At 72.9% G+C, this 8,854-nt stretch carries 9 protein-coding genes and 1 pseudogene; 9 read left to right on the top strand and 1 reads right to left on the bottom strand.

Annotated elements, in window-relative coordinates:
- A pseudogene (locus tag E2C06_RS33955) lies at nucleotides 1-260 on the bottom strand (hypothetical protein); the annotation flags it as partial.
- 54 nt (nucleotides 261-314) lie between these two features.
- On the opposite strand from E2C06_RS33955, the gene E2C06_RS33960 reads away from it, so the two are divergent.
- The 9 genes from E2C06_RS33960 (at nucleotide 315) to E2C06_RS34000 (ending at nucleotide 8,718) form a co-directional block, all read left to right on the top strand.
- The gene (locus tag E2C06_RS33960; protein ID WP_338324265.1) at nucleotides 315-1,115 is read left to right on the top strand and encodes a vWA domain-containing protein; all 801 of its coding nucleotides are present in this window, start codon (nucleotides 315-317) and stop codon (nucleotides 1,113-1,115) included.
- Between the two features lie 6 nt (nucleotides 1,116-1,121).
- Nucleotides 1,122-1,838 (top strand): J domain-containing protein, encoded by a 717-nt coding sequence (locus E2C06_RS40520; protein ID WP_133292978.1) that lies wholly within the window; start codon nucleotides 1,122-1,124, stop codon nucleotides 1,836-1,838.
- A 222-nt stretch (nucleotides 1,839-2,060) separates the two neighbouring features.
- Nucleotides 2,061-2,468 (top strand): hypothetical protein, encoded by a 408-nt coding sequence (locus E2C06_RS33970; RefSeq protein WP_133292979.1) that lies wholly within the window; start codon nucleotides 2,061-2,063, stop codon nucleotides 2,466-2,468.
- 338 nt (nucleotides 2,469-2,806) lie between these two features.
- Entirely contained in the window at nucleotides 2,807-3,682 is an 876-nt protein-coding gene (gene galU, locus E2C06_RS33975) for a UTP--glucose-1-phosphate uridylyltransferase GalU (protein WP_133292980.1), read from the top strand.
- 89 nt (nucleotides 3,683-3,771) lie between these two features.
- Complete coding sequence (locus E2C06_RS33980; protein WP_133292981.1) at nucleotides 3,772-5,091, top strand: UDP-glucose dehydrogenase family protein; 1,320 nt, start codon at nucleotides 3,772-3,774, stop codon at nucleotides 5,089-5,091.
- Nucleotides 5,092-5,130: 39 nt separating this feature from the next.
- Nucleotides 5,131-6,546, top strand: a complete 1,416-nt coding sequence (pgmG, locus tag E2C06_RS33985) for a phosphoglucomutase/phosphomannomutase PgmG (RefSeq protein WP_133292982.1) — start codon at nucleotides 5,131-5,133, stop codon at nucleotides 6,544-6,546.
- Between the two features lie 91 nt (nucleotides 6,547-6,637).
- Nucleotides 6,638-7,606: a Bug family tripartite tricarboxylate transporter substrate binding protein gene (locus E2C06_RS33990; protein ID WP_133292983.1), complete on the top strand. Its 969-nt coding sequence runs from the start codon at nucleotides 6,638-6,640 to the stop codon at nucleotides 7,604-7,606.
- The gene (locus tag E2C06_RS33995) at nucleotides 7,603-7,980 is read left to right on the top strand and encodes a gamma-glutamylcyclotransferase family protein (RefSeq protein ID WP_133292984.1); all 378 of its coding nucleotides are present in this window, start codon (nucleotides 7,603-7,605) and stop codon (nucleotides 7,978-7,980) included. The genes E2C06_RS33990 and E2C06_RS33995 overlap by 4 nt, the downstream gene beginning before the upstream one ends.
- A gap of 3 nt (nucleotides 7,981-7,983) precedes the next feature.
- Nucleotides 7,984-8,718, top strand: a complete 735-nt coding sequence (locus E2C06_RS34000) for a class I SAM-dependent methyltransferase (protein WP_133292985.1) — start codon at nucleotides 7,984-7,986, stop codon at nucleotides 8,716-8,718.
- Nucleotides 8,719-8,854: the final 136 nt, after the last annotated feature.

The raw sequence follows: 8,854 nt of genomic DNA on the forward strand, positions 1-8,854 counted from the left end.
GGCAGCTCGGGCGTGGCGGGTGCCGCAAGGGCCGGGGGGGCCTCGGGGGCAGGGGGGGCGGCCGGCGGCGCCGCGGGGGCGGCAAGCGCCGGGGGCGGGGCGTCGGGAATCGGCTCGCCGAACTTGTCCACGCGGCCGCCCGGTGCCGGCGCCGCGGGCGGGTCGAGCGGCGGCGGCTTGGGCTGCGCCCACGCCTCGATGCGGGCGGCGCCGAGGCCCGCGAGGCCGATCACCAGTGCCGTGCCGAGGACCCACCGCATGCCGCACGCTCCGCCTGTCGCCGCAACAATAGGGGCGGCGCGGGACCGGGCGCCATGCCCGCGGCCGGCCGCGGCGTGGATAACCGCGCGCGGCGCCCGCGGAAGGCGGGGCCGACCCTGGCGGACCCGCCCGGCCGCGCCCACATTCACCGCATGAGCAACCTGCCCGACAAGCCGGCCACGGCCGCCGTCGCGGCCTTCCTCAAGCGCGTCGAGGGCCTGCCGCAGGCGCGGCCGGCTTCCGGGCGCCGCGGCCGCCTCGTCTTCGCGATCGACGCCACCGCGTCGCGCCAGCCCACCTGGGACCGTGCCTGCCAGCTGCAGGGCGAGATGTTCCAGGCGACCCGCGACCTGGGCGGCCTCGCCATCCAGCTCGCCTACTACCGCGGCTTCATGGAATTCGCCGCGACCCCCTTCCTGACCGACCCGCCGGAGCTGACCCGGCGGATGGCGGGGGTGCAGTGCCTGGGCGGCCAGACCCAGATCCAGCGGGTGCTGGACCATGTCATCGCCGAGACCAGGCGGGAGCGGGTGAATGCGCTGATCTTCGTCGGCGACGCGGTGGAGGAGGCGGTCGATCCGCTCTGCCACGCCGCTGGCCAGCTCGGCTTGCACGGCACGCCGGTCTTCACCTTCCATGAGGGCGGTCATCCGGAAGCGGCCAATGCGCTGAAGCAGATCGCCCGGCTCTCGGGCGGTGCCTATGCGCCCTTCGATACCGCCAGCGCCGCGGCGCTGCGCGACCTGCTGCGCGCGGTCGCGGTCTATGCCGCGGGCGGCCGCTCGGCGCTGACCCGGCTGCCCGGCGGGGCGGCGCAGCGGATCGCCGGGCAGCTGCCGGCGCCGAAGGCCTAGGCGCGGATGGTCTGGCTCGCGGTCGGCGCCGGGCTGCTGCTGCTGCTGCTCTGGCTGGCGCGCGTCTTCGCCACGGCGCGGGTCGAGGCCATCCGCAAGGGCGCCATCTGGGGCGGCGCCGCGGTTGCCGGTGGCGGCTTGCTGCTGGTGCTCAGCACCGGCCGCGGCGCCCAGGCGCTCTGGACGCTCGGCCTTTTTGCGCCGCTGCTCTGGCGCTGGGGCCGCGGCTGGTTCGCCGCCCGCCGTTTCCGCTGGCAGGATGCGGCCGCCGGCGGCACCGGGGCGGCGGGCGAAAGCGCGGTCGAGACCGCGACGCTGGCGATGCGCCTCGACCATGCCACCGGGCGGATGAGCGGCACGGTGCGGCGCGGCCGCCAGACGGGGCGCGAGCTCGCCTCCCTGTCGCTGCCCGAGCTGCTGGCCCTGCTGGCCGATTGCCGCGCCGAGGATCCGGACAGCGTGGCGCTGCTGGAGGCCTGGCTCGACCGGCTGGACCCGGACTGGCGCGCCGCCGAGGCCGCCACCCCGCCGCCCGGCGCCCCGCCCGGCGGACGCATGACGCGGGAGGAGGCGCTGGCGGTGCTCGGCCTGGCCGAGGGCGCCGATGCGGCGGCGATCCGCGCGGCGCACCGCCGGCTGATGCGGGCGGCGCATCCGGACCAGGGCGGCAGCGACTGGCTGGCGGCGCGGGTCAACCAGGCGCGCGACACCCTGCTGCCCTGAGTGGCCACTCCGCCGGCTCGCGGCGCGGCGGGAAGGCGGGGGTCCGGTCGCTAGGCTTCCCTGGTCCGTTTCGACCCGGCTGCCCGGGCCGCGGCAGGCTTCAAGATGACGCGACTCTCCCCGCCCCCGAGGCGAAGCCCAGAGGCAGCCGCAGGGGTTTTTCGTTTCCCTTCGGTCGACGCCGCGGCAGGCCATGCCGGATCACCACGGGGGATACGACCGATGCGCAAGCTGCTGCTCGCCGCCATGCTGGCCTGCCTGCCACCCTCCGCCATGGCGCAGCGATACGACAGCGGCCGGCGCAGCATCACCGCCGAGGGTCTCGCCGGCCCCGAGCTGTCGGGCGCCGGGGTCAAGGTGAACAACGTCGTCATTACCCGGTCCGAGCAGCCGCGCGGCGCCTATACCTTCTTCGCCTCGGCGGTGAAGCGGGTCGCCGGCCGGCGCAGCGTGCGCATCGAGCTGGCCGGGCTGAAGGGCGACAAGAGGCCGACGATCAGCTCGATCAGCGCCATCAATCTCGGCGACGAGCAGCCGAACAGGATGCAGCTCGACCAGCACCGCTTCATCGCCTTCCCGGCCGAGGTCGCCGATACCAGGACCTACCTGCTCCGCGTGCTCATCCCCTGACATGAAGGCGCCCGGCCGGCGGGGCCAGGCGCCGCGGCGTCCCGGCCCTGCCGCCGCGCCCGCCAGCGGCCGGGATGGGCGGCACGACGGCCGCCCGGCCCGCCCACCGCCGCGAGATCGAGCGCCCGAAGGCCAGTTTTTGGTAACCGGCCCGGCGGTAGACTTGCCTTGTGGCAGGCGGCGGTCCCGGCCACAGGGCTGCCCTGGTCGCAGGGTGGTGGCGACCGCCGACCGCCGGGCATGCCTTGCCGGGCGTCCGGGTGCGTGGCACTTCTCACGCCCTCGACGCGGGGCTGGCGCATGCTGCCCCATGACGCCGTCACCGCCAGGAGAGGCACGTGTCCGCACTGAAGCCCTTGAAGAAGGCCGTCCTTCCGGTCGCCGGCCTCGGCACCCGGTTCCTGCCGGCGACCAAGGCCCTGGCGAAGGAGATGCTGCCGGTGGTCGACCGGCCGCTGATCCAGTACGCGATCGAGGAGGCGCGCGCCGCCGGAATCGAGCAATTCTGCCTGATCACCGGCCGGGGCAAGACTTCGATCGTCGAGCATTTCGACGTCGCCTACGAGCTCGAGAAGACGCTCGAGGAGCGCGGCAAGGCGAAGGAACTGGCCGAGCTGCGCGCCCAGGCGATCGAGCCGGGGGCGATGGTCACCGTGCGCCAGCAGGTGCCCATGGGCCTCGGCCACGCGATCTGGTGCGCGCGCAGCTTCATCGGCGACGACCCCTTCGCCATCCTGCTGCCCGACGACCTGATGATGTGCGACGTCTCCTGCACCGCCCAGCTGGCCGCGGCCTATCGCGAGACCGGCGGCAACGTGGTGGCGATCGAGGAAGTGCCGCGCGAGAAGGTCAATCGCTACGGCGTGCTGGATGTCGCCCAGGACATGGGCCGGCTGGTCTCCGTGAAGGGGCTGGTCGAGAAGCCGCCGGTCGACAAGGCCCCGTCCAACCTGACCGTGATCGGCCGCTACGTGCTGATGCCGGAGGTGATCGGCCATCTCGCGAGGATGGAGCGCGGCGCCGGCAACGAGGTGCAGCTGACCGACGGCATGGCCAAGCTGATCGGCAGCCAGCCCTTCCATGGCCTGCGCTACGAGGGTCGCCGCTTCGACTGCGGCGACAAGGCCGGCTGGCTGGAGGCGCAGATCGCCTTCGCCCTGGCACGGCCGGACATGGCGCCCGCAGTGCGCGAATTCCTGAAGCACTATTCGTGACCCCCCCGTGCTAACCGCATCGGACTGACGCCGGACGCGGCCCACCGGACCACCGGGGACCGCGCCGCTCATCCAACGGGAGCAGGACGATGCGTATTGCGATGGTGGGGGCCGGCTATGTCGGCCTGGTCTCGGGGGCCTGCTTCGCCGAATTCGGCCACGATGTCTGCATCCTCGACACGGACGAGCAGAAGATCACGGCGCTGCGGGCCGGCCGCATCCCGATCTACGAGCCCGGCCTCGAGACCCTGGTGCAGGAGAATGCCCGGGACGGTCGGCTGTCCTTCACCACCGACCTGGCCGAGGCGGTGCAGGGGGCGGACGCGGTCTTCCTCGCCGTCGGCACGCCGTCGCGCCGCGGCGACGGCCATGCCGACCTGTCCTTCGTCTTCGCCGCGGCCGAGCAGGTGGCGAAGGCGGCCAAGCGGCCGCTGGTCCTGGTGACCAAGTCGACCGTGCCGGTCGGGACCGGACGGCAGGTGCATGAGATCGTCCGGAAGGCCCGGCCGGAGCTCGCCATCGAGGTCGCCTCCAATCCCGAATTCCTGCGCGAGGGCAGCGCCATCGGCGACTTCATGCGGCCCGACCGCGTGGTGATCGGCACCATGGAGGGCGAGGGCGGCGAGCGGGCGATGACGGTGCTGCGCCGCCTGTACCGGCCGCTGAACCTGATCGAGGTGCCGGTCCTGGCGACCCGGATCGAGACCGCCGAACTCATCAAGTATGCGGCGAACGCCTTCCTCGCCACCAAAATCACCTTCATCAACGAGGTCGCCGATCTCTGCGAGAAGGTCGGCGCCGATGTGCACGACGTGGCGCGCGGCATGGGGCTCGACGGCCGCATCGGCCGCAAGTTCCTCCATGCCGGGCCGGGCTATGGCGGGTCCTGCTTCCCGAAGGACACCCTGGCGCTGGCCCGCACCGCGGCCGACTTCGGCGCCCCGATCCGGCTGGTCGAGGCCACCATCGCGGTGAACGAGGCCCGCAAGGAAGCCCTGGCCGCGCGCGTGATCGCCGCCTGCGGCGGCAGCGTCGCGGGCAAGGTGATCGCGGTGCTCGGCCTGACCTTCAAGCCCGAGACCGACGACATGCGGGACGCGGCATCGCTGGTGCTGATCCCCCGCCTGGCCGAGGCGGGCGCCACCATCCGCGCCTTCGATCCGGCCGGCATGGGCCATGCGAAGCCGCTGCTGCCCGGCAGCGTGCACTACGCGACCAGCGCGCCGGATGCCATCGCCGGCGCCGATGCGCTGGTGCTGCTGACCGAATGGAACGAGTTCCGCGCCCTGGCGCCTGCCCGGCTGCGGCAGGCCATGCGCGGCGACGTGCTGGTCGACCTGCGCAACGTCTACGACCCGGAAGCGATGCGCGCCGCCGGCTTCCGCTATTCCTCGATCGGCCGACCCTGATTCCGCCGGGCAAATTCCGGCAAAACGCGGAGACCTGCCATGACCGCCTTCCACCACAGCTTCGACCGGACCGTGCTGCGCGAGTACGACATCCGCGGCATCGTCGGGCAGACGCTGCAGCCGGAGGACGCCTTCGCCATCGGCCGCTGCTTCGGCAGCATCGTCTCCCGCGCCGGCGGCACCAAGGTGGCGGTCGGCTATGACGGCAGGCTGTCCTCCCCGGACCTGGAACCCCAGCTGGTCGCGGGGCTGCGGGCCTGCGGGCTGGAGGTGATCCGCATCGGCCTGGTCGCCACGCCGATGCTCTATTTCGCCAGCTACCACTTCGGCGCCGACGGCGCGGTGATGGTCACCGGCAGCCACAACCCGCCGGACTACAACGGCTTCAAGATGATGCTGGGCAAGAAGCCCTTCTTCGGCGCGCAGATCCAGGAGATCGGCCGCATGGCGGCCGAGGGCGACGTCGTCCCGGTCTCGACCGAGGGCAGCGACCACAAGGTCGAGGTGGCCGAGCCCTATGTCGCCCGCGTGATGCAGGACTACGACGGCGGCGACCGCAAGCTGAAGGTGGTCTGGGATCCGGGCAACGGCTCGGGCGCTGACATCACCAAGCTGCTGACCGCGAAGCTGCCCGGCGAGCACTACGTCATCAACGGCGACGTCGACGGGAGCTTCCCCAACCACCACCCCGACCCGACGGTGGCGAAGAACCTCGAGCAGCTGATCGCCGAGGTCGAGAAGGAAGGCGCCGATCTCGGCATCGCCTTCGACGGCGATGCCGACCGCATCGGCGTGGTGGACGGCGAGGGCAACATCCTGTTCGGCGACCAGCTGCTGGTCGTGCTGGCGCGCGACGTGCTGAAGTCGAAGCCGGGCGGCACCATCATCGCCGACGTCAAGGCGAGCCAGGTGCTGTTCGACGAGATCGCCAAGGCCGGCGGCACGCCGCTGATGTGGAAGACCGGGCATTCGCTGATCAAGGCCAAGATGGCCGAGACCGGCAGCCCGCTGGCCGGCGAGATGTCGGGCCACATCTTCTTCGCCGACAAGTGGTACGGCTTCGACGACGCGCCCTATTCGGCCATCCGGCTGCTCGGCATCATCGCCCGCAGCAGCGAGACACTTGGGCAGATGCGCGCCGCGCTGCCGCAGGTGATCAACACGCCGGAGCTCCGCTTCGACTGCCCGGAGGAGCGGAAATTCGTCGTGGTCGACGAGGTGAAGGCGCGGCTCGCCGCCAGCGGCGCCAAGGTACAGGCGGTCGACGGTGTCCGCGTGCTGACCGAGGACGGCTGGTGGCTGCTGCGGGCGTCCAACACCCAGGCGGTGCTGGTGGCGCGCTGCGAGGCGACGTCGGAAGCGGGGCTCGAGCGGCTGAAGGCCGGGCTGGTCGAGCAGCTGACCGCCAGCGGCCTCGCCGCGCCCGACTTCTCCGGCGAGAATGCCGGCCACTGAGGTCGGGCACCGGCGCGGAGCGCCCGCCAACGGTTGACGTCTCGCGCACCGCCTCCGCATCCTGACCCCGAACCGGGGAGGGGAAAGGACCATGCGGATCACCAGGCGGGCGGCGCTCGGCGCGGGCTTGGCAATCGCGGGGACCGCGCGGGCGCAGGAAACCTGGCCCACCCGGCCCGTCCGCATCGTCGTGCCCTTCCCGGCGGGCGGCACCACCGACCTGCTGGCGCGGCTCTATGCCCAGCGGCTGACGGAAACACTCGGGCAGTCGGTCGTCGTCGAGAATCGCGGCGGCGGCGGCGGGTCGATCGGCGCCGACGTGGTGGCGAAGTCGACCGACGGCCACACGCTGCTTTTCCACAACCTGACCTTCTGCACCACCACCGCCGCGCTGGAATTCGCGGGACGCGCGCCGCATTCCATCGAGCGCGACTTCGCCCCGGTCTCGATGGGCGCCAATGTGCCGATGATGCTGCTGGTCAACCCGCAGGTGCCGGCGAAGGACCTGAAGGAGTTCGTTGGCTACGCCAAGCAGCGCGGCGACCTCTTCTACGGCTCGACCGGACCCGGCAGCACCATCAACTTGGTCGGCGAGGTGCTGAAGCGCGATGCCGGCATCAAGCTCGACCACATCCCCTATCGCGGCGCCGCGCCCCTGGTGCAGGAGCTGCTGGCGGGGCGCATCCAGTTCGGCGGCGACCAGCTCTCCTCCTCCCTCTCCAACATCCGGTCCGGCGCCTTGCGTCCGGTGGCGACCTTGGCGGCGCAACGGGCCAGCGCGCTGCCGGAGGTGCCCACCGCGCGCGAACAGGGCTTCCCGAGCATCGAGCTGCTGGGGTGGAACGGCTTCTTCGCCCCCGCGGCGACCCCGGCGCCGGTGCTGGCGCGGCTGCAGCGGGAGATCGCCGCGGCGGCGCAGCACCCGGATGTCGCGCGCCGCATCGCCGAGCTCGGCGCCGAGCCGGGCGGCAATTCCGCGGCCGAGTTCGGCGCCGCGGTGAAGGACCAGCTCGCCCAGGTGCGGCCCCTGGTCGCCGAGCTGAAGATGCAGGTGGAGTGACGCCGCCGCTTTTCCTCTACGGCACGCTGCTGCGGCCGGCGGTGCTGGAGCGGATGGCGGGGCAGCCGGGCCTGGCGCGGCGGCTGCGCCCGGCGCGGCTGGAAGGCTGGGCCCGCGTCGCGCTGCGCGGCACGCCCTACCCGACGCTGGTCCGCGCGAAGGGCGCCGCGACCGCAGGCGCGCTGCTGCGCTGCGGGCCGGCGGCGCTGGCCCGGCTCGCGGCCTACGAGGGCGCGCCCTACCGGCTGGTGCCGGTGCGGGTGACGACGCGGCGCGGGCCGCGGCGGGCGCGGGCCTGGGTGGCGCCGCGGTGGCGGGGCGCCGCCCCGGACCCCGCCGGCGGGGCCTTGCCCCTCTGGACACCCCGGGTCTAGCCCATGGCGCAGAATATCTACGACAACCCGGAATTCTTCGCCGGCTATGCCCGGCTCAGGCGGTCGGTGGAGGGGCTGGACGGGGCGCCGGAATGGCCGGCGCTGCGGGCGATGCTGCCGCCGCTGGAAGGGCGCCGCGTGGTCGATCTCGGCTGCGGCTTCGGCTGGTTCTGCCGCTGGGCGCGGCAGGCCGGCGCCGCCTCGGTGCTCGGCCTCGACCTGTCGCGCGCGATGCTGGCGCGGGCCAGGGCGATGACCGAGGACCCGGGCATCACCTATCGCCGCGCCGACCTCGAGGCGCTCGACCTGCCGGTGGCCGGTTTCGACCTGGCCTTCAGCGCGCTCGTCCTGCACTACATCGAGGACCTGCCGGCGCTGCTGGCCCGGATCCGCGATGCGCTCGCCCCGGGGGGCCACTTCGTCGCCTCGCTCGAGCATCCGATCCTGACCGCGCCGGGCCGAGCCGGCTGGACCACCGATGCCGCGGGGCGCAGGTCCTGGCCGCTCGACGGCTACCAGCGGGAGGGGCCACGCGTCACCGACTGGCTGGCCAAGGGGGTGGTCAAGCAGCACCGCATGCTCGGCACCACGCTGAACGCGCTGCTCGGCGCCGGCTTCCGGCTGACCCATGTCGAGGAATGGGCACCGACGGAGGCGCAGGTTGCCGAGCGCCCCGAACTGGCCCCCGAGCGTGAGCGCCCGATGTTCCTTTTGTTGTCTGCCCATCTTCCCAGCTGATTCCGCAAGGCGCGGCAGGCGTCACCCCCGCCTCCTGCCTTTTTCCTTGCTTTTATTCCTATCTTCGTGCTCCGTTCCGGGTTCCTGCCGGAGGGACCACCCGATGCGCCGCCGCCCCCGCTTCGACCCCGGCATC

This window comes from Dankookia rubra, assembly GCF_004355005.1.
In the GTDB taxonomy this organism is placed as follows: domain Bacteria; phylum Pseudomonadota; class Alphaproteobacteria; order Acetobacterales; family Acetobacteraceae; genus Paracraurococcus; species Paracraurococcus ruber_A.

What these genes read in the sequence shown, in the direction of transcription:
- E2C06_RS33960 (WP_338324265.1), top strand. Translation starts at nt 315, where the DNA reads ATGCCCGCGGCCGGCCGCGGCGTGGATAACCGCGCGCGGCGCCCGCGG.
- E2C06_RS40520 (WP_133292978.1), top strand. Translation starts at nt 1,122, where the DNA reads ATGGTCTGGCTCGCGGTCGGCGCCGGGCTGCTGCTGCTGCTGCTCTGG.
- E2C06_RS33970 (WP_133292979.1), top strand. Translation starts at nt 2,061, where the DNA reads ATGCGCAAGCTGCTGCTCGCCGCCATGCTGGCCTGCCTGCCACCCTCC.
- E2C06_RS33980 (WP_133292981.1), top strand. Translation starts at nt 3,772, where the DNA reads ATGCGTATTGCGATGGTGGGGGCCGGCTATGTCGGCCTGGTCTCGGGG.
- pgmG (WP_133292982.1), top strand. Translation starts at nt 5,131, where the DNA reads ATGACCGCCTTCCACCACAGCTTCGACCGGACCGTGCTGCGCGAGTAC.
- E2C06_RS33990 (WP_133292983.1), top strand. Translation starts at nt 6,638, where the DNA reads ATGCGGATCACCAGGCGGGCGGCGCTCGGCGCGGGCTTGGCAATCGCG.
- E2C06_RS34000 (WP_133292985.1), top strand. Translation starts at nt 7,984, where the DNA reads ATGGCGCAGAATATCTACGACAACCCGGAATTCTTCGCCGGCTATGCC.